General features: G+C 52.9%; 19 protein-coding genes. 11 read left to right on the top strand and 8 right to left on the bottom strand.

All coding sequences use genetic code 11. The annotated features are described in order from the left end of the window. Positions 1-23: 23 nt before the first annotated feature. Both VB712_RS05900 and VB712_RS05895 read right to left on the bottom strand, forming a co-directional pair. The gene (locus tag VB712_RS05900) at positions 24-428 is read right to left on the bottom strand and encodes a ferredoxin (RefSeq protein WP_323253099.1); all 405 of its coding nucleotides are present in this window, start codon (positions 426-428) and stop codon (positions 24-26) included. Between the two features lie 172 nt (positions 429-600). Next, entirely contained in the window at positions 601-2,328 is a 1,728-nt protein-coding gene (locus VB712_RS05895; protein WP_323253097.1) for a diflavin flavoprotein, read from the bottom strand. Positions 2,329-2,480: 152 nt separating this feature from the next. On the opposite strand from VB712_RS05895, the gene VB712_RS05890 reads away from it, so the two are divergent. From VB712_RS05890 to VB712_RS05870, 5 genes are all read left to right on the top strand, one after another. Next, positions 2,481-3,155, top strand: a complete 675-nt coding sequence (locus tag VB712_RS05890; RefSeq protein WP_323253095.1) for a YdcF family protein — start codon at positions 2,481-2,483, stop codon at positions 3,153-3,155. A 99-nt stretch (positions 3,156-3,254) separates the two neighbouring features. Further along, positions 3,255-4,166 carry a hypothetical protein gene (locus tag VB712_RS05885; protein ID WP_323253093.1) on the top strand — a complete coding sequence of 304 codons (912 nt, stop codon included), beginning with the start codon at positions 3,255-3,257 and terminating at the stop codon, positions 4,164-4,166. A 108-nt stretch (positions 4,167-4,274) separates the two neighbouring features. Next, positions 4,275-5,705 (top strand): WGR domain-containing protein, encoded by a 1,431-nt coding sequence (locus tag VB712_RS05880; RefSeq protein WP_323253091.1) that lies wholly within the window; start codon positions 4,275-4,277, stop codon positions 5,703-5,705. Beyond that, complete coding sequence (locus VB712_RS05875; protein WP_323253089.1) at positions 5,706-6,326, top strand: flavin prenyltransferase UbiX; 621 nt, start codon at positions 5,706-5,708, stop codon at positions 6,324-6,326. Between the two features lie 27 nt (positions 6,327-6,353). Then, positions 6,354-6,899 (top strand): hypothetical protein, encoded by a 546-nt coding sequence (locus VB712_RS05870; protein ID WP_323253087.1) that lies wholly within the window; start codon positions 6,354-6,356, stop codon positions 6,897-6,899. Positions 6,900-7,119: 220 nt separating this feature from the next. On the opposite strand, the gene VB712_RS05865 is transcribed toward VB712_RS05870, so the two are convergent. From VB712_RS05865 to VB712_RS05850, 4 genes are all read right to left on the bottom strand, one after another. Beyond that, a complete protein-coding gene (locus tag VB712_RS05865; RefSeq protein ID WP_323253085.1) occupies positions 7,120-7,707 on the bottom strand; it encodes an HAD family hydrolase in 588 nt (195 codons plus the stop codon). After that, positions 7,700-8,662 carry a glycosyltransferase family 9 protein gene (locus VB712_RS05860; protein ID WP_323253083.1) on the bottom strand — a complete coding sequence of 321 codons (963 nt, stop codon included), beginning with the start codon at positions 8,660-8,662 and terminating at the stop codon, positions 7,700-7,702. Before VB712_RS05860 ends, VB712_RS05865 begins: the two co-directional genes overlap by 8 nt. A 69-nt stretch (positions 8,663-8,731) precedes the next feature. Continuing rightward, positions 8,732-9,781 carry an ABC transporter permease gene (locus VB712_RS05855; protein WP_416236269.1) on the bottom strand — a complete coding sequence of 350 codons (1,050 nt, stop codon included), beginning with the start codon at positions 9,779-9,781 and terminating at the stop codon, positions 8,732-8,734. A 26-nt stretch (positions 9,782-9,807) separates the two neighbouring features. Then, complete coding sequence (locus VB712_RS05850; protein WP_416236268.1) at positions 9,808-10,326, bottom strand: adenine phosphoribosyltransferase; 519 nt, start codon at positions 10,324-10,326, stop codon at positions 9,808-9,810. A 152-nt stretch (positions 10,327-10,478) separates the two neighbouring features. Between VB712_RS05850 and VB712_RS05845 the strand changes: the two genes are divergently transcribed. From VB712_RS05845 to VB712_RS05835, 3 genes are all read left to right on the top strand, one after another. Beyond that, on the top strand, positions 10,479-11,102 hold the full coding sequence (locus tag VB712_RS05845) for a DUF3038 domain-containing protein (protein WP_323253076.1): 624 nt from the start codon (positions 10,479-10,481) through the stop codon (positions 11,100-11,102). A 4-nt stretch (positions 11,103-11,106) separates the two neighbouring features. After that, positions 11,107-12,459, top strand: a complete 1,353-nt coding sequence (locus VB712_RS05840; protein ID WP_323253074.1) for a DUF4335 domain-containing protein — start codon at positions 11,107-11,109, stop codon at positions 12,457-12,459. A 252-nt stretch (positions 12,460-12,711) separates the two neighbouring features. After that, on the top strand, positions 12,712-13,497 hold the full coding sequence (locus VB712_RS05835) for a Uma2 family endonuclease (protein WP_323253072.1): 786 nt from the start codon (positions 12,712-12,714) through the stop codon (positions 13,495-13,497). On the opposite strand, the gene VB712_RS05830 is transcribed toward VB712_RS05835, so the two are convergent. Then, positions 13,494-14,465, bottom strand: coding sequence for a DMT family transporter (locus VB712_RS05830; RefSeq protein WP_323253070.1), 972 nt, complete (start codon positions 14,463-14,465; stop codon positions 13,494-13,496). The genes VB712_RS05835 and VB712_RS05830 overlap by 4 nt on opposite strands. Before the next feature lie 221 nt (positions 14,466-14,686). On the opposite strand from VB712_RS05830, the gene VB712_RS05825 reads away from it, so the two are divergent. Then, positions 14,687-14,965, top strand: a complete 279-nt coding sequence (locus VB712_RS05825) for a hypothetical protein (protein ID WP_323253068.1) — start codon at positions 14,687-14,689, stop codon at positions 14,963-14,965. Between the two features lie 101 nt (positions 14,966-15,066). Beyond that, complete coding sequence (uraH, locus tag VB712_RS05820) at positions 15,067-15,426, top strand: hydroxyisourate hydrolase (RefSeq protein ID WP_323253066.1); 360 nt, start codon at positions 15,067-15,069, stop codon at positions 15,424-15,426. Between the two features lie 156 nt (positions 15,427-15,582). Here the strand turns inward: uraH and VB712_RS05815 are convergent, their stop codons facing one another. Continuing rightward, complete coding sequence (locus VB712_RS05815; protein WP_323253064.1) at positions 15,583-16,590, bottom strand: NAD(P)H-dependent glycerol-3-phosphate dehydrogenase; 1,008 nt, start codon at positions 16,588-16,590, stop codon at positions 15,583-15,585. Positions 16,591-17,376: 786 nt separating this feature from the next. Here VB712_RS05815 and VB712_RS05810 point away from each other — a divergent pair. Further along, complete coding sequence (locus tag VB712_RS05810; protein WP_323253063.1) at positions 17,377-17,796, top strand: response regulator; 420 nt, start codon at positions 17,377-17,379, stop codon at positions 17,794-17,796. The last annotated feature ends 259 nt before the right edge of the window (positions 17,797-18,055 follow it).

Raw genomic sequence — 18,055 nt, 5'->3', positions numbered from 1 at the left:
TTGCTTGTTGCCGAACACGACAATCACGGCACAATTTCCGCCCTCAACTCAGACTCCGTGAGTGGATGAGTACAAATAACGTATTCTTCCACCACTTCCCCTTTCAGCAAATGGCGTTGAATAATTTCCTCAATCACGGGGGGCGTGGCTTGGCGATACCACACCCCATCGGGATAGATGAGCAGAATCGGCCCCTGAGCACAGATCCGCAGACAATCTGCCTTACTGCGCAGGATGCAGCCGGGTTTGCCTGCTTGGGGGCGATCTAACCCCAATTCCTTTAACCGACCTTTGAGGTATGCCCAGGCGGTGAGGCTTTCCACAACGGGGCAGCATTTGGGTTTGGTGGGGTCGGTGCAGAGGAAAATATGGCGTTGGGCTTGGGGAATGCCGAGGGATTGGATGATGGGGGTGAGTTCGGAGGTCATGGGAAGTGGGAAGTGGGGAGTGGGGAGTGGGGAGTGGGAAGTGGGGCGGGCATTGCCCGCCATTAGGGTTGGTGATGGGGGAAGATCCCCCCAACCCCCCTTAAAAAGGGGGGCTTTCCTCGTGCCATGGCTCTGCCGTGGCACGGGCTGGTGGCGGCTCTGCGGCCTGGGGTTAGTAATAATTGCCGACTTTGCGGTGGTGAACGGCGGTGAGGCTGTCGGTTTTGGCGACGCGACCGTCTTGGACTTCGCTATACACGATCCAATGATCCGGCACATCCATCCGGCTCACCACCTCACATTCTAAATAAGCGAGGGCTTCCGCTAGGATGGGTGCGCCGTTGCTGGCTTGGCGGGTTTCTACCCCTTCAAAGCGGTCTTGTCCCGGTTTGAAGCGTTTGAGGAAGTGTTTCATGAGGTGTTGGTAGTTGCCCTCTTCGAGGATGTTGAGGACGAAGCGATCGCCTACCTGCATTAGGGATTCAATGGCCCGATCCTTGGCAACGGCAATGGATAGCCCCAGGGGTTCAAAGCTGGCTTGACTCACCCAGGAGGCCAACATTGCCCCGTTCACCTCGCCTTTTCGGGCGGTGATGATATAGAGGCCGCCACTGATCCGGCCGATGGCTTTATCCAAATCACTATCTAAGGATTTCCGCTTTTTAATATTTTTCTCCCGGTTCAGCAGTTGCCCTAAGTCTGTTCCGGCCTCATCGCAGAGTTGATACAGACTTTCATCGGGGTTGGCTTTAATGCGGATACTGGGGAAGGCGACGCTCACGCCGAGATTACGGAATTTGGTCAGCAGCGGATCAATGGGTTCATCATTGCCGCCGTAGGATTCAAATAAACCCACCACCTGTTTATCACTGGTAGAGGCCAAGATCGTGCTTAAACTGGTGGCGGTTTCCGTGGCATTGTCGCCGCTGGTGGGGGGCATCCCAATCACCAACCCGGCGGCCCGTTCGGCGAGTTCCCGAACCTCCTGCTGATCCGCCCCTACCAAATCCATCATTTCCACCGCTACGCCGGTTTTGGTAATCCCATGGGCCAGGGCTTGGGAGAGGCGATCGCTATCCCCATAGCCGGAGGTATAAAACACCCCCACAACGGTTTCCCCTTTCGTCTGCTCTTGGCTCCAGGTGCGGTAACGCTCAATCAGTTCATGGGTATTATGGCGCAACAGGGGGCCATGGCCATTGGCCACCATCGCCACTTCCCCTAACGCTTCCATCCGTTTCAATGCGGCCAAAACCGAGCGAGCGTTCGGCCCCATCAGGCAATCGTAGTAAAAACGATAATCGGGAGCGATCGCCCCTAAATGGCGATCAAACAGATCATCAGAGCAATAATGCATCCCAAACACATCGCAGGTATAGAGGATCTGCGTTCCCCAATCGTAGGTGAGGATCGTATCGGGCCAATGGAGGTTAGGGGCGTTGACGAATTCCAAAACGTGGCCTTTGCCCAGATCGAGCTTATCGCCACTTTTCACCACTTGCCGCTGGAATTTTTGATGGATAAAGCCTTCGAGGAATTGGATCGCCACTTTGGAGCCAACGACGATCGCCTCAGGAGCCAAGGCGAGAACATCCTTCACCAAGCCGCTATGATCCGGCTCCGTGTGGCTGATCACGATGTAGTTAATTTGGGCGGGGTCAATTTTCCCCTTGAGGGCATCGAGATACAGTTGTTCAAACTTACGATGGGAGGTATCGACGATCGCCAATTGGTCGCCCTGGATGATATAGCCGTTATAGGTCGTGCCGTTTTGCAAGCCGAATTCAATATCAAAGCGATCGCGCTCCCAATCCAGGGAACGAATCACCGTCGTATCGGGGGCAATCTCAGCGGTTTGAATGGTTAGGCGTTTTTGGGCTTGATCGGCCAGTGCAACCATAGTCGGCCTCCTGTAATGTTTTTAAATGTTTTTTAACATTTTGTCTGGTTTCTATTTTGCCACGGCCTCGCCAATGGGGGGGACGACAGCGTTAGGATCTGTTTAACCCTAGGGCGAGCAAAACTTATCATTCTTATCATTAAAGGGGGGCAATGGTGTTGAAATGTTCGTGGCAATCGCTCCGCTACCTCCTCCTTGGCCTCCTCCTCACGTTCAGCCTCGCCCTCAGCCTCCGGTTAATCCAAGGCGCAAACCAGCCCATGGATACCGTTCTGGTTTTGGGGGGAAGTATTCGTCGGGAAATGGTAGCGGCGCAGCAGGCTAAGGTTAATCCTGAGCAGCGGATCTTAATCTCCAGCGGTTCCCCGCCCCCCTGTACCTTTTTGGTCTTTGCACGGGAAGGGAGTTTGAGCGATCGCATTTGGTTGGAAACCTGCGCCCGCAGCACGTTTGAAAACTTCTACTACAGCACCCCCATCCTCCACCGTTGGGGATCTCGCCATGTGCAATTGCTCACCTCCCCCAGCCATCTCCCCCGCGCCCTCTGGCTTGCCCGTATTCATTTAGGTATTCAGGGGATCTGGGTCAGCCTCAAACCAGTGGATGAAACCGGCGTACCGGGGAATCAGGAAACCCTCATGAAAACGATCCTCGATGTGGGGCGGAGTTTACTCTGGGCAGTGGTCAGTTTGGGCATAAAACCGGAGTGCGATCGCACCCTTCCCCTCATCACCATTGATCTCGATGCCGCGATCGCAACCGGCTTTCACTGCGAGCATCAAGGGGAAATTGAGCAATTTCTAGAAAAATATCGCCACTTGCCGTAATCAAAGCATGACCATTGTAGAACCAGAAGCTATGGATCGTCATTCAAAGCTCATAATTTGCTATATCTTGGAAACAACCCTTAATTTTCCATCGTTCCTATGGCGAAATCCCCAACCAAGCTCCCCTCCATAGCCACATTACTCACCGCCCAAAACATCGTTTTAGGTGGAATTATCTGGTCTGTCTTTACCTTCTGGTTTTTTTCCCTCTTCAGTATCACCGTCCCCGGTGAAGATAGTCCTTTGTGGTACTTACTCACCACCTATCTCCTCGAAACCCTACCCTTTTGTTTAGCCGCTTGGCTTTGTTATCGCAATTGGAAAAGCCCCCAGATTGCCAGCGGTCGAGATGTCTGGTTTTTTATTGGCCTAGGCCTTGCTTCCTATGCCCTGGCAAACTGCTTATTTGGCATTTGGGAACTGTACTTTGGTCTTGATCCGGATATTTCCCCCGCTGATCTGTTTTACATTATTTTTAGTATTTGCGTCGGTTGGGGGATGATCTTAGCAGTACTACCCCGACGCTTAAATTTAGAGCCAAAACAATGGTTGATTATTGGATGTATCGCGATCTTTGGCACTATTCTAGCCGTTGCAGTCAAATACTTTGCCAGTCTCAAACCCAATGTAGATGATGAAACGGTTATTGAGGCAGCCTCATGGCTCGTTTCTTTGGACAACTTTCTGAGTATATTTGCATTCCCTGTCAATATGTTTTATTCCATTGCCGATGTTGCCCTCCTGATCATCGGTTCAACTTTACTATTGGCTTTTTGGGGAGGACGATTTTCCATTTCTTGGCGGATGATTGCGGCGGCGGCTTTATCCAAATATGTAGCGGATTTATCCCTGTATGTGGCGCTTTCTTTACCAGGAAACTATGAAAGTGGGGGATTAATGGATGTATTCTATGTGTTTTGCGGGGTGCTTTATGCCATTGGTGCAGCGTTAGAATATGATGTATCTACGAGCCGACCCAGCCGAGGCCGACGACGGCGGGGATCTGGTTAACCCATTGTGGGAGAGAGGAATAAAGTCCTCACTAGGAACGGTTTTTTATCACGACTTTATTCGTTATCTTTGAGTTTGAAAAAGGCGATTGTTTATTTCAATAAAATGATGAGTGACGAAAAGATTTATCTCGAACTTTCTGAGGCAGAAGGCGCGGCCCATAAGTTTTATGAGGTGGCGATCGCTGGCACAGAAGTAACGATTCGCTACGGGCGCATTGGCGATCCGGGTCAGTCCAAAACCAGTAGTTATCCCACAGCAGAAAAAGCCAAAGCAGAGGCAGATAAAAAAGTTAAAGAAAAACTCAAAAAAGGCTATGCTCCCGCCGTCATGGGGGAACGCCAAAAACGCCCCCTCACCCGCCGCGACACCACAAGCCAACGGTCAAAAGCTCAGTCTGCCCCCATTTTGTGGCAGTTTAATTCTGGGGCGATCGCCTTTGGCATTTTTATCAATGATCAAGCCTGTTGGGTAGGCAATCAACGGGGGCAAGTGTTTGCCCTTGATTTTCAAGGGCAGGTGTTTAATCAGTTTCAACTCCCGGAGGGGGTGAAATGTTTAGTGGCCGATGATATTTGGTTCTATGCCGGTTGCGATGATGGCAATGTTTACGACATCTCCGGTAAAGTTCCCCATTTGGCCTATGAAATTGAGGAAAATGTCGATATCTATTGGCTCGATATTGCCGATGGTTTGTTAGCGGTTTCCGATGGCAATGGTCAAGTTGCCCTTTTTCATCCTGAGGATGAATTCCATTGGACAAGGCTATCCACGGGGAAAGGGGGCTGGATGGTGCGGTGCGATCGCACCTCGGTTTATCACGGCCATAGCAACGGCGTAACCTGCTATGACATCCAGGAAGGGCGCGTCCAGTGGCATCAAGACACGAAGGGGAGTATTCTCTTCGGCTGGCAAGAAGCGGCAACCATCTACGGGGGAACATCGGCAAAATTGATCTATGCTTGGCGCAAAACCGGGGAAAGTTTGCAGACCTATCGCTGTGATGCAGCGGTGTATTCCTGTGCAACAGCCCAGGATGGCCGCTATGTGTTTGCGGGGGATAGCCATTCTTCGGTGTACTGCTTTAATGGAGCGGGGGAACGGTTGTGGAAATTGGGGACGGGTTGCGGCTCGGCTCTCTCGATGCAGTGGCATCAGGAGCGGCTCTATATTGTCACCACCAACGGTTATCTCGCCTGTTTAGATGTCAGTGAGGCGGCAATTTTGGCGGCCAAATCCGGCAATTTACCCAAAACCCAAGAATTTAAAGCACCGAAAACAGCGGGCATTGCCGTTTCCACCGCCCTCCAAACCACCACAGAAGCGGGAACAGGGATTCTGTTACGCTGTATTCAGGAGGCAGGTAAGTTGCGGGTGCGGGTGGTTTCCCCCGGTTATCAGCCGGATTGGAATGTGCAGTTTCCTCGCAATTTGCGCGAAGAAGGGGCGCAATACATCGTCACAGAACTGCGGGAATCGGCCCAAGGCAGCTTTTATCGTGTTTATGGTGAGATTAAAAAATTTGTGGATCAGGGTTAAATGAGCGAACCGTTAATTTTGGGCGTGAGTGGGGCCAGTGGGCTGATCTATGCGGTGCGGGCGGTGCGGCATTTGCTGATCGCTGGTTATACCGTGGATTTGGTGGCTTCTAAGGCTTCCTTCCTCGTTTGGCAAGCAGAAAATGGCACAAGGGTTCCCCCAGAACCGGAGGCCCAGGGGGAATTTTGGCGGCAACAGGCGGATGTTCCCAAGGGGGGAATTTTGCGCTGTCACCGTTGGGGGGATGTGGGGGCGGCGATCGCCAGCGGCTCTTTCCGTACCCAAGGCATGATCGTCATGCCCTGTAGCATGAGTACCGTAGCGAAAATTGCCCAAGGGTTAAGTTCTGATCTGTTGGAAAGGGCAGCGGATGTACAACTCAAGGAGGGCCGCCCCTTAATTGTCGTGCCGAGGGAAACGCCTTTGAGCCTGATCCATCTGCGCAATTTAACCGCCCTAGCGGAAGCGGGGGCGCGGATTGTCCCGGCGATCCCCGCTTGGTATCATGCCCCCCAAACCATTACCGATCTGGTGGATTTTGTCGTAGCCCGCGCCTTGGATCAATTGGGGTTAGATTGTGTGCCGCTGCGACGGTGGCAGGGCCATGGGGAATTAGAGTAGGTTTATGTTGAACGGATGAGGAAAGCGATGGGGATTGGTGTCGTTTTGTTGATGTTGGGATTGGGGGCGATCGCCATTGTCCAAAATTGGTCGCCCACGCTGCCGCTAATCCTCTTTGGCAATGCCACAATCCCTTTTCCCTTAGGGATTTGGCTGTTCATCGCCCTAGCCACAGGCCTCCTCCTCAGCCTCCTCCTCCAGGGCCTCAACTATCGCCCCCTCCCCCGCCCCAAAGAACCCCCCATCGCCCCCCGCTACCGCGAACCCCAGCCCCGCCCCAAACCCCGCCGCCGCCCAGAGGATTGGGATACGCCCGTTGGGGAAAATTGGGAGCGGGAGGATGATACCGATGAGTGGGATATTGAATCGCCACCGGAGCAGCCCACCAATCCCCGGCCAGCGCGGGCGGTGGATCAGCAAGAGCAAGGGCGATCTACACCCCGCAACCCGCCCAAACCAGAACCCTCAGAACCCCCCAAACCGCAACAAAAAGATGGGGTCTACGATGCCGACTACCGGATCATCACCCCACCCCCACCGGAGGAGGGCAAACCCCAAGATTGGGAATTTTAAACAAGATTTATAGCGTTTTCGTGACCCATGAGAACTCGACCTCCCCCTTTTAAAGGGGGATTGAGGGGGATCTCTGTAACGCATAGCTTCAGCAATGGCTATAAAATATTCAAAGTCCATCTCCCGACTTGGGAGAGGGATTGAGGGTGAGGGCAAATTAAGTGGCTTGGGGGCATTGGCGTAAGCCTGCCGGAGGCACAAAGATTTTTCGCCCCCTACATCAAACTTTAAAAAACGGCAGTAGCCAATCCACCGCCGCCGCCAAATCCCGGGCAATATAATCCGGCTGGGCATGGTGTTGATAGGTTCCTGCTAACACCTGCTCACCGTAGCCCGTTTGTACCAAAATTCCCCGTACCCCCGCATTGCGAGCCAAATCAATATCCGTCGCCTTATCCCCCACCATAAAACTGCGGCTTAAATCCAGATCATGATCCCAGGCTGCCGCCACTAACATCCCCGTATTCGGTTTGCGCCATGTCCCCCATTGGGCAAATTCCGGCGTAATCCCCCCTTCCGGCGGACTGAGATAGGGACAATAATAGAGGGCATCGAGAAACGCCCCCGCTTCACTGTCTAAACGATCAATGAGCCGGTGGTGGAGCGCTTCCACATGATCCACCGGAAAATAGCCCCGGGCCGGGCCCGCTTGGTTAGATACCAAACAGCAGAAAACGCCCAAATCATTGAGATGGCGCACCGCCTGGGCCACACCAGGGATAAGGTCAAGATCCTCAACGTGGTAGAGATAACCCCGCTCAACATTCAGCACCCCATCCCGATCTACAAACACCGCCGGCCTAGCCACGCCAAATCTGCTCCAGAATGGTGATCGGCGCAATATCAGCGATCGCCCCACTGGGGGATTGAATCCCCACCACCTTGTCATTACCAGGGGGGATTAACTTCGTCGCCTGAGTGGGGCCAAACAGGGCAATGGTATAGGTTCCCACTGCAATGGAGAGGTGCATCGGCGCACTATCAGTACAGAGCATCAGGTTAGCCCCCGCAATCCAAGCCGCCAACTTGCCAATATCCGGCGGGGAAACTACCTTGAGATCCGCCGCCCCATTCATCATTTCCTGCACCCAAGCCCCATCATCAGGGCCTTGGAGCAGCACAATCGGCACATTTGGCTGTTTGGTTTGGAGGTCTTTGACCACCTGGAGCCATTTTTGGACGGGATAAATTTTATTAATCCCCTTCGTTAAAGCCAATTGACTAGAACCACCATGGATCAGCACATAGCCCGTATCCTTGATCCCTAAATATTGCTGCTGCATTTCTGCCCAGTCAATATCTGCCTTGGGAACCGCCACCGCCATCGGGGGGCAAGGTTGGGCAATACCGAACCCGCTGACGAGATCGTGATACATGGGTGCGGCGTATTGCTCAGTTTTGAGGGGGACGGTATCGGTGAGGAACCACGCTTGATTACTGTGGTAGCCCACCCGTTTGGGAATGCCATTGAGCCACAACAGTAAGCCCACAGCCCACCGTTGCCCTAGGGCGAGGGCGGCATCATATTCGCGATCGCGCACAATACCCAACAAATTCAAATAATCCGCCAAACCATTGCGGCCCTTATAGTCAAACAGCAGAACATCATGTACCGAGGGGCAGACCCGGTAAGCGGATTTAGACCGGGGTTCTACCAGCACATCGATTTCCGCGTGGGGATAGGCTTGCTTGAGAGTGGCCAGGGTGGGAAAGAATAAAAATTGGTCGCCAATTCCACCGGGAACGAGGGCTAGGATTCGCATCTCCACTAAACTCGCGATAGGGATCGAGATTCATTCTAACCAAGAACGTCCCGAATTTTTGCCGGGGGATTATTTCAAATCACTCAACCGAATCCGAGGATCAACGGCCTGAAGCAGCAGATCCGCCAATAAGTTACCGATGATCAGCATGGCGGCCCCCATCATCAGGCTGGCCATGACGAGATAAAGATCTTGGGTCATCACTGCCCGGAGGATCAGTTGCCCCAAACCAGGCCAGTTAAAAAACACTTCGGCAATAAACGAGCCACTGAGCAGGCTGGCAAATTCAAAGCCCAAGATCGTGATCAGGGGGTTGATGGCGTTGCGGAGGGCATGGACGTAGATCACCCGATTTTCGGGTAAACCTTTGGCGCGGGCGGTTTGGATATAGTCCTGGCGCAACACATCAAGCATCGCCCCCCGGGTGAGCCGCTGTAACCCTGCAAAGCTGGTGACACTGAGGGCGAGGGTGGGGAGGATCATGTGCCAGCCAATATCGATGAGTTTCACCAGGGGGGGGAATGTATCATGGGCGATGCTGGTCATGCCGCCGATGGGAAAGAAGGGGGCGGTGTTTTGAGCCAAAATCAGTAACAGTAGGGCGGTGATGAAACTGGGGAAGCCTTGGCCGATGTAGCTACATACCCGGAGAATGCGATCGCTCCATTGATTTTGCTGCACTGCGCCCCAAATCCCCAAAGGCAGGGCAATGGCCCAAGTGATCAGGATTGAAGCCAAGGAAAGTAACAGGGTGGCTTGCATCCGTTCAATAATTAACTCTGTAACCGAGCGGTTATAAACGAAGCTTTCCCCAAAATCAAACTGGGTGACAACGGCCACCAACCAACGCCAGTATTGGATGATCGGGGGCTGATCTAAGCCAAATTGCTGGCGGTAGGCTTCAATGGTGTCTTCGGAAATGCTGGGATTTTCCCGCAATGTATCCAGGTAGTTGCCGGGGGCCAGTTGGATGATAATAAAGCTCAAAGCTGACGTGAGCAGGAGCGTTAACAAGGCTTGGGCCAAGCGTTTGAGGATATACAGAAACGTCTCACTGGTGAAAAATCCTTGCAGGCGTTGGCCCAAGGAGGGGCGATCGCCCCTGGTCGCTTTTGGGATTACATTCACGATTACCGACAAACTCCTTAATATTGGACGAGGCTAATCACCGGGACATCCCCTAATTGTTCACGGCCCTTTAAAAACAGTAGCTCAATGATAAAAGCAAAGCCCACCAGTTGCCCGCCCCCCTGTTGCACCAACTGGGCTGCGGCTTGGGCTGTGCCGCCGGTAGCAATTAAATCATCAACAATTAACACCCGTTGACCGGGGGCGATCGCATCTTGATGCATTTCGAGGCGATCGCTCCCGTATTCCAATTCATATGCCGCACTATACACCGCCGCCGGAAGCTTACCGGGTTTCCGCACCGGCACAAACCCCGCCCCCAGTTCACAGGCGAGGCTAGGGCCAAAAATAAACCCCCGTGACTCCATGCCGATAATTAAATCCGGCTGAAAATTGGCCCCCTGACAACCATTGGCGAGGGCCTGAATTGTATGCTTTAACCCCTGAGGATCCCGCAATAATGTCGTAATATCCCGGAAGAGGATTCCCGGTTTGGGAAAATCAGGAATGTCGCGGATGAGTGATTTAATATCCATGGAGGTTGCGCCGTCCCGTAGCATGATGATTTGTCCAAAGTGAAAAGATAGTACACTGAAAAGGCTGCCTGATCAGTGCGATCGCCCTGACCTATTTCCATTTCCCTTTTCCCGCCCTTTCCCTCCTAACCCTGTTGAGCAACCCCTTCAGCATGAGTCAATCTGCCAGTCTCTCCCCGGATTATCGTCTACCGCCCCGTCCAAAACCGTTAATTTTGGACACGCTCCCCGATATTCCTAACCTTGATACCTGCTCGCCCCGGATGCAACAGCGGATCGATTTGCTGTTGCTGGCCCTGGAAGCGTTGGAACTGGGGGGGTCAGAATATATGCTCAGTACTGCTCAAGATTTAGAGCTACATAGCGTGATTGATAACCGCGTCACTCTCTGGCGATTACGCTGTACCAACCCCTGGCGACGCTCCTACACCCGCAACACCCTCAATATCCCCCAGGCCAAGGCTCTGGTGATTATTATTAGCTATCGCGCTCGGCAATTGACGATGTTAATTCGTCAACTCCTCAGCGCCCATCAGGATATTCAAGCCAAGGGGTTGCCGGTGGATCAGCATTTTCGCCTCTCGGAATATCTCGATCGCTTCCGCACCCATTTCCGCAGTCGCATGAACCCCCGCCGCGCTAAGGTTGCTGATTATTTGGAGGCAGAAGACCGCCTCAATCAGTTGGCGATCGCCCTCCTCACCCAACTGCTCTTTTGCACCGGAGCCGCTGGGGGGCAACGGCTTTGGGTAAGTTTATTTGACGGAGAAGTTTAGGAGTATGAATATTAAGCGTCAGTACAATTTACCCAATGTCCGCCTTGAGTTGGAAGGCTTTAACCCCAATGATACGGATTTGGCGGGCAATACCCGCCCCTTAATGGCGATTGTCACCAATGTAGAATGTCATTTCAACAATGGTGAGCATTTCCTCAGTGGTGGCCGGGAGTTTTTAGATGGTTTGGTGCTGGGGGTGAGTGCCTATGTCCAAGGGGTGTTAAGTGGTATTGATCACCCCAATACTACGGGGGAAACCTTGGTGAAACTCACCGCCGGCCCTGGGGCCGATCGCCATCTCCTTTCGACCCAAACCCCCACAGGGGAAACCGTGGAAGTGGAGCTTAATACCCTCGAACTGTTTGATCTGGTGGATGCCATCGATCAGTTATGTACCGATAACCGCACGCTGCCGGATATTACCCTCAACCTTACCCCCGTGAGCCGTCGTTATCGGGTGGCAGATGTGCCGCAACATCAACGGGCAATGCCGGTGGTGACGGGGTTGGGGACGTTGGCGATCGCCGCTGCCCTCCTATTCTTTGTGCCTGTGCCGGAGGTGGAGGAACCCCAAGAATTGCGCGGCGATCCCACGGCGCAAACGGAGGAGGAGGAGGCAGAAACCCCGGATAGTGATGATCCCAGCGATACACCGACCCTTTCCGCTGCTGAACTGGAAACGCTGCTCACGGAAGCAGAATTGATTACCGATCCGACGGAAATTAATTTCATTCAACGCTATCTCTTCCGGGAAATTAGCAATGCTTGGCAGGATCGCGATCAGGCCACAGAAGATTTAGCATTCCGGATTTCCGCCACCATTGACGGCTCCATTGTTGCCTATCAGGCCATTGAAAACACCCCCGAAAGTGCTGAAGAGCGCACGCCTTTACCAGATTTGCAATTTGCCCCCACCCAAGCGGCGATCGCCAATCGAGAAGCGATTACCGATTTTAAAGTGGTGTTTACCCGCAATGGCGTTTTACAGATCAATCCCTGGGAAGGCTATCAGGGTCGGCCAGAATTTACCAATGTGATTGATGACCCCGACAGTCTGACGGAACTCCAAGACCAACTACAAAACACCCTCGAAGCTGCTTGGGATGAGGAAAGTAACACCTTTGGCAATGATTTGATTTTCCGGGTAGCCGTCACGGAAACGGGAGAAATTGGCGATTATGAAGCCCAAAATAATGCCGGTTTCCAACTCGAAGCCGATACCCCCTTGCCAGAATTACTGAATTTAGAAGCAGCAGGGATTGGGCGATCGCTCGGCACAGTCATCCCCTCCGAACCCCTAGCCCAATTCCGCGTCGTCTTCAAATCCGAGGGCGTAGTGGAGATCGCACCCTTTTAATATTCCCCTTTCCCCTCGTGCCATGGCTCCGCCGTGGCACGGGCATCAGGCGGCTCCGCCGCCCTCTGGAGGCAGAGCCTCCGGGATTGCGTGACTGGGCAGAGCCAAGTCACGCGGAATCTAGTCACTCGTGCCATGGCTCCGCCGTGGCATGGGCATGGCGCGGCTCTGCCGCCCGGTTGAGGCAGTAGCGATCTTCATGGCGTGCGTTTATACTAAAAATGTCCCTTGCTGAGGATCATGAGGATCATTATGTCCAGTTCTGCGCTGCCCAGCACTGTTACCGACACCGAACATTGGAACGAAGTAGATTGGGCCCCTGAACCGCCGCCCACAGACTTGATTTTTGATGATGGAGAACCCTTGGAAAGCAATCGTCACCGCATCGCCATGAATGTGCTGATTGACTCCGTGCATCAGCACCTAGGGAACCGTAACGACTATTTCACTGGCGGCAATATGTTCATCTACTACAGCCGCACCCAAGCCCGCAACCGCGATTTTCGCGGCCCCGATTTCTTTGTAGTTTTGGGAGTAGATGGCACAAAACCCCGCCAGGGTTGGGTTGTTTGGGATGAAGGGGGGCGTTATCCCGATGTGATTGTTGAATTGATGTCTCCCTCCACCGCTGCCGTGGATCTCGCCGAAAAAAAGGTGATCTATAGCGAAACGTTCCACACTTCCGACTATTTTGTTTATGACCCCTTTGATCCCAACTCCCTCCAAGGTTGGTATCTCCACAACCGCAGCTATGAACCTCTTCCCACCAATGAGCAGGGACGGCTCTGGTGTCAATCCCTAGGGCTATGGCTGGGGCCATGGGAGGGGACACTGTTGCGGGAAACCGCCGTATGGGCGCGGTTTTTCACCCCAGAGGGGGAATTAGTCCCCTTGCCCGCCGAATGGGAACGGCAACGGGCTGAAGAAGAACGACAACGAGCCGAAACCGCCGAAGCCGCCCTCCATACTGCCCAGGAGCGGGAAAAACGGTTGAGCGATCGCCTCCGCGCCCTCGGCATTAATCCCGACGAAATCTAAACCCGTTGCCGGGGTTCCCCCACCACCGCCAACGCCACCCCCATTAATAAAATTAATCCCCCCCCTACCACCGGCCACCCCGGCACTTCCCCAAAGCCGATCCAACCCATCACACTGGCGGCGACGGGTTCAAATAAAATTGCGAGGGTGACAAGGGTGGGGGAAATTTGCATCACTGACCAATTGATCACCGTATGGCCGATCAATTGGGGGATTAAGGCCATGGCCACCATGCAACCATAGACAATGGGGGGATAGCCCAGATAGGAAACCCCCAACAAGGGAGGTAAAGGCAATAAAACGAGGGCCGCCACTCCATAGGCGATCGCCCCATAGGCCCCCAACCCCATCCCCTGCCGTTGCGCCTCCCGTCCCAACAGGAAATATAAACTCGCTAACATCGCCCCCAACAACGCCAAACCATCCCCCAACAGCGGATTGGATCCCCCATGGATCCCACCGCTACCCGCAAAGGCGATGATCATCCCCCCAGTGAGGGCGATCGCAATCCCCACCATCGTTAACCGGCTTGGCCGTTGGCCAAACCAGAGCCAGAGGATTAAACCCACCCAAACCGGGTTAGTCGTCACCAACGCCGTAGAAGCGGCAATGGAGGTAAAGGAAAGGGAGGTGATCCAGGTGGCGAAATGGCCGGCAAGGCAAAATCCGGCGGCGATCGCAAACCCCCAGGCACGGCGGGGTAAAGTTTGGGAAAGGAGCGATCGCCCCGTCGGCAACAGCACCGCCGTCGCCAACAACAACCGCACCACCGCCAACACCAAGCTAAACCCAAACCCCTCGGTTTGCGCAGCATTAAGGGCCAAGCGAATAATCACCGAGGAGGTGGCCACCGCCAACACCCCCAACCCCAAAATTGTCCCCACCTGCCAACGGGGCAACGCCTTTGCAACCATAAAGACTTCTCCATCAAGATTTCCCTCCACTGTGCCTGGTACAGTGGCATTCATCTATCGAAAATATCGATAGATACCATCTATCCTATGCGTTGCCGTTCCTTGGCCCCCCCGATAGAGTGAAACTATAGCAATTCCGCATCGATGCTGGAAAGTACAAAAGAGGCAAGCCGTCCAAGCCTCAACAGGTTAGGAAGATCACCATGGGCCCCGATCCCGCCTGATTGCTCAATTTAGACCGCAACCATATTAAATCACCAAGGGGGGTTTTCACCATGACTCACATTACCATTACTCAAAAACGTCAACACCTCGAAAAAATCTATACAAAATCCTCCCATGTTGGCTATTTCCTCGGCCATATCCGCCAAGGTTTCAGTCACATTGCCCACAGCTTGGTGCATTTCTTAACTGAAGCCAATGAACCTCGGATTTGGATAAATACAGATGCCCAAGGTCATATGATTTACAGGGGTTATGATCCCCGCACTGGGCGACGTTTTGAAGGAGATTCTGAGCAATCGATCCGGATTTGGTTAGAAGAGCGGTATTAATCATCACCATTTCCCAATCTGGTAGGGGCGAAAAAATTTTCTTTTTTCGCCCCTACGACAATTTTTGTTAAAATCGGGCTGTTCTTTGCTCTCCTTTTGGTATGGCTGGCTACCTCTCCACCCATGTATTAGATACAGCCCAAGGCTGTCCCGCCGCCGCCATGACCCTCGAACTGTGGAAACGGGATGCGATGGGCAATCGCCACTGCCTCAAAACCTTAACCACCAATAGCGATGGCCGCACCGATGCCCCATTACTCACGGGGGAGGCCATGGAGCCGGGCCAATATGAACTAATCTTTGCCGTTGGGGCCTATTTTCACAGCCAGGGCCTCTCCCAAACCGAGCCGCCCTTTCTGGATCGCGTCCCCATCGCCTTCGGCATTGCCGATCCCAATGCCCATTATCATGTTCCCCTCTTGGTTTCCCCTTGGAGTTACAGCACCTATCGGGGCAGCTAACTGATCTGGAATCCGCTTAATGAAAGCCCGTAAAGCTCTAGGTGGTGTGGGGCGCAAAATTTTAAATTTCGCCCCTAGGCAGATCAAGGATACCACCGGATAGAAAAAACCCTTCCGGCGGGAAGGGGTGCGATCGCTTTGGTTGGAGAAACTGGCTTATTCTGCCTTCAGTTCCCGCTCCATCAGGGCTTGAACAGCGGTCATCGGTGTGATCTTGCCATCCAGGAGGCGGCAGACTTGGCGGGCGATGGGGACGGGAATTTGTTGTTGGTGAGCCAAATCAACCAATACCCGCGTCGTGTTTACCCCTTCGGCGGTGCTTTGTAATTCCATCAAGACGGTTTTTAAATCTTTCCCTTGGGCTAAACCCAGGCCCACCCGGTAATTGCGGGACAATGTGCCGTTACAGGTGGCGAGGAGATCCCCTAATCCGGAGAGACCAAAGAAGGTTTCTGCACTGGCTCCGAGGTGGGTACCAATGCGGATCATCTCTGGGAGGGCGCGGGTGAGGAGGCCCGCTTTGGCATTGGTGCCAAGGTTGAGGCCATCACAGACCCCAGCGGCGATCGCCATAATATTTTTCAGCGTTCCCCCCAATTCGGTTCCCAGGGGATCCGTATTGAGATAAACCCGGAAAGTTTCCGAGGAAAAGATGGATTGCACCAATTGGGCCGCCGCTTCATCTTGACTAGCCACAACTGTTGTCGCTGGTAAACCCTGTTCAATTTCTTGAGAAAGATTGGGCCCTGATAACACCGCAATGGGATTGTGGGGGAAGGTGGCTTGCCAGAGTTGCGAGGGGGTTTGGGTGGTTTTGGGGTCGAGGCCCTTCGTGGCGGTGAGGATAATTTTTTCCGGGGGAATGTCGCAGGCTTTAAGCTGTGCAATGACACTGGGAACCCCCTTCATGGAGACCGCACAAAGAATCACATCCGCATCAGCGATCGCACTACTGAGGGGTTCGCCATCCCGGCGAGACCACAACCGCACAGGATGAGCGTTACGACTGGCCACCGTTGCCAAAGCCGACCCCCAGGCCCCCGCACCCATGACCGTTAGGCGTGGCGTGGTGGTGAAATAATGGACAGGGAAAGGGGTGAGCGTATTTTTGAGATGACCTTGCTTGACAAGGCGAGCTTCTTTGGTGGGTAGGGTATTAACCATTGTTCTGGGGTTAACGTCAATGGGCAATTAATCAAATCATGACAATTGCTTAACTATTTCTAACGTAGAGACTCGCTGGATTGTTTCATTCATCGGGTATAAATCTTGGCTCCGGGAAAATGCCGAAAATCCACCTTTAGATAGATGCCAGCCCAAGCCCTGCCTCAATTTTTTAGCAAAATTGGCATGGGACTATATGACGAAAATCGTACAAATACTCAAGCAAACTTGTCAAAATAATCAAAAAATCGCAAAAACACGGAGAGCGTGAGGCTTTCAGTTTTAAGATTTCTTACAAAGTAAAAGATGTATTGGGTTTAGTGGATTTAATGAAGATATAAATGAAGATATAGCGGTTGCCGATAACATCTCCCACAGTCTGCTGCTGAGGGAGCGGCCTGAACTCCACCATACCAACCCTCACTGTGCCTAGCAATTAATGTAACCGCTGTAGGTTGCATCATCTCTAGGGATGGCGAGCATTTTCTAGCGTTCACTAGAGAACGAGGAGAGAGAAAGTTGATTGTGTTATCTCAATTGCGACCATTACGACACTAGAAAAGTCATGGTGAAAAGATGGCGTAAAGTTGCAAACATTCACAAGAATTTCACAAATATTTTTTATACTTCGAGCCATATTTGCATGATAGCCCCCAGGGATGCTCCTGGTTGTTGGTTTCTCGTGATTTTTGCTGCTGAGTACAAAGGAACGCAATCTTGCTTGTGATTTCCCTGTAAACCTGATCATTGTATTCCTTGGGTTAAACCCTCTACCATCTACAACCTATGAACAGTCAATCTAAAAAAATTTTAGTGATTGATGATGAAGCGGATATCCGAGAAATCGCTCAATTAAGCCTTCAGGTGATGATGGGTTGGCACGTGACCACGGCTGCATCGGGAGCGGTGGGACTAGAAAAGGCGATCGCTCAACTGCCTGATCTGATCCTACTCGATGTGATGATGCCGGATATGGATGGCCCCGCCACCCGCCGAGCGTTGCTCAATCACCCCCTCACCTGCTCTATTCCTGTCATCTTCCTGACAGCCAAGGTGCATAATTACCATGACTATGCAGATCTCAATTTAGCTGCTGTCCTGTGTAAACCCTTTGATCCTACCCTCTTAGGGGGGCAAATCATCAAAGCGTTGGGTTGGCCCGTGGTGCAGGTGATGCCGTCTTATCCTCAATCCCAAGCTTGTTAACGGGCGGTAGGATCCCCCCCTGCCCCCCTTAACAAGGGGGGTTGGCGAAGCGGGATCCCCCCTGCCCCCCTTAAAAAGGGGGGTTTTGGAATTTAACCCCCTTAAAAAGGGGGTCGGCGTAGCCGGGGGGATCTTACGAAAATAGTGCGGGAGTCTGAAAGCCCCGTCAATTTATTGCGGGGATGAAAGACGACACGAGCGACTTTAGTCGCCGTTTTGGGCCAGTCATGTTATGCTAATTACATTGTATTTCAAACGT

It is taken from the genome of Spirulina sp. CCNP1310 (assembly GCF_034932185.1).
Lineage (GTDB): Bacteria > Cyanobacteriota > Cyanobacteriia > Cyanobacteriales > Spirulinaceae > Spirulina.
The sequence above is the reverse complement of the archived record's forward strand: the minus strand, read 5'-3'. Positions and strand labels throughout refer to the sequence as shown.

Coding starts and splice junctions, on each gene's coding strand:
- VB712_RS05890 (WP_323253095.1), top strand. CDS start 2,481: ATGGTGTTGAAATGTTCGTGGCAATCGCTCCGCTACCTCCTCCTTGGC.
- VB712_RS05900 (WP_323253099.1), bottom strand. CDS start 428: ATGACCTCCGAACTCACCCCCATCATCCAATCCCTCGGCATTCCCCAA.
- VB712_RS05850 (WP_416236268.1), bottom strand. CDS start 10,326: ATGGATATTAAATCACTCATCCGCGACATTCCTGATTTTCCCAAACCG.
- VB712_RS05875 (WP_323253089.1), top strand. CDS start 5,706: ATGAGCGAACCGTTAATTTTGGGCGTGAGTGGGGCCAGTGGGCTGATC.
- VB712_RS05835 (WP_323253072.1), top strand. CDS start 12,712: ATGTCCAGTTCTGCGCTGCCCAGCACTGTTACCGACACCGAACATTGG.
- VB712_RS05845 (WP_323253076.1), top strand. CDS start 10,479: ATGAGTCAATCTGCCAGTCTCTCCCCGGATTATCGTCTACCGCCCCGT.
- VB712_RS05870 (WP_323253087.1), top strand. CDS start 6,354: ATGGGGATTGGTGTCGTTTTGTTGATGTTGGGATTGGGGGCGATCGCC.
- VB712_RS05825 (WP_323253068.1), top strand. CDS start 14,687: ATGACTCACATTACCATTACTCAAAAACGTCAACACCTCGAAAAAATC.
- VB712_RS05880 (WP_323253091.1), top strand. CDS start 4,275: ATGAGTGACGAAAAGATTTATCTCGAACTTTCTGAGGCAGAAGGCGCG.
- VB712_RS05885 (WP_323253093.1), top strand. CDS start 3,255: ATGGCGAAATCCCCAACCAAGCTCCCCTCCATAGCCACATTACTCACC.
- VB712_RS05815 (WP_323253064.1), bottom strand. CDS start 16,590: ATGGTTAATACCCTACCCACCAAAGAAGCTCGCCTTGTCAAGCAAGGT.
- VB712_RS05840 (WP_323253074.1), top strand. CDS start 11,107: ATGAATATTAAGCGTCAGTACAATTTACCCAATGTCCGCCTTGAGTTG.
- uraH (WP_323253066.1), top strand. CDS start 15,067: ATGGCTGGCTACCTCTCCACCCATGTATTAGATACAGCCCAAGGCTGT.
- VB712_RS05895 (WP_323253097.1), bottom strand. CDS start 2,328: ATGGTTGCACTGGCCGATCAAGCCCAAAAACGCCTAACCATTCAAACC.
- VB712_RS05860 (WP_323253083.1), bottom strand. CDS start 8,662: ATGCGAATCCTAGCCCTCGTTCCCGGTGGAATTGGCGACCAATTTTTA.
- VB712_RS05810 (WP_323253063.1), top strand. CDS start 17,377: ATGAACAGTCAATCTAAAAAAATTTTAGTGATTGATGATGAAGCGGAT.
- VB712_RS05830 (WP_323253070.1), bottom strand. CDS start 14,465: ATGAATGCCACTGTACCAGGCACAGTGGAGGGAAATCTTGATGGAGAA.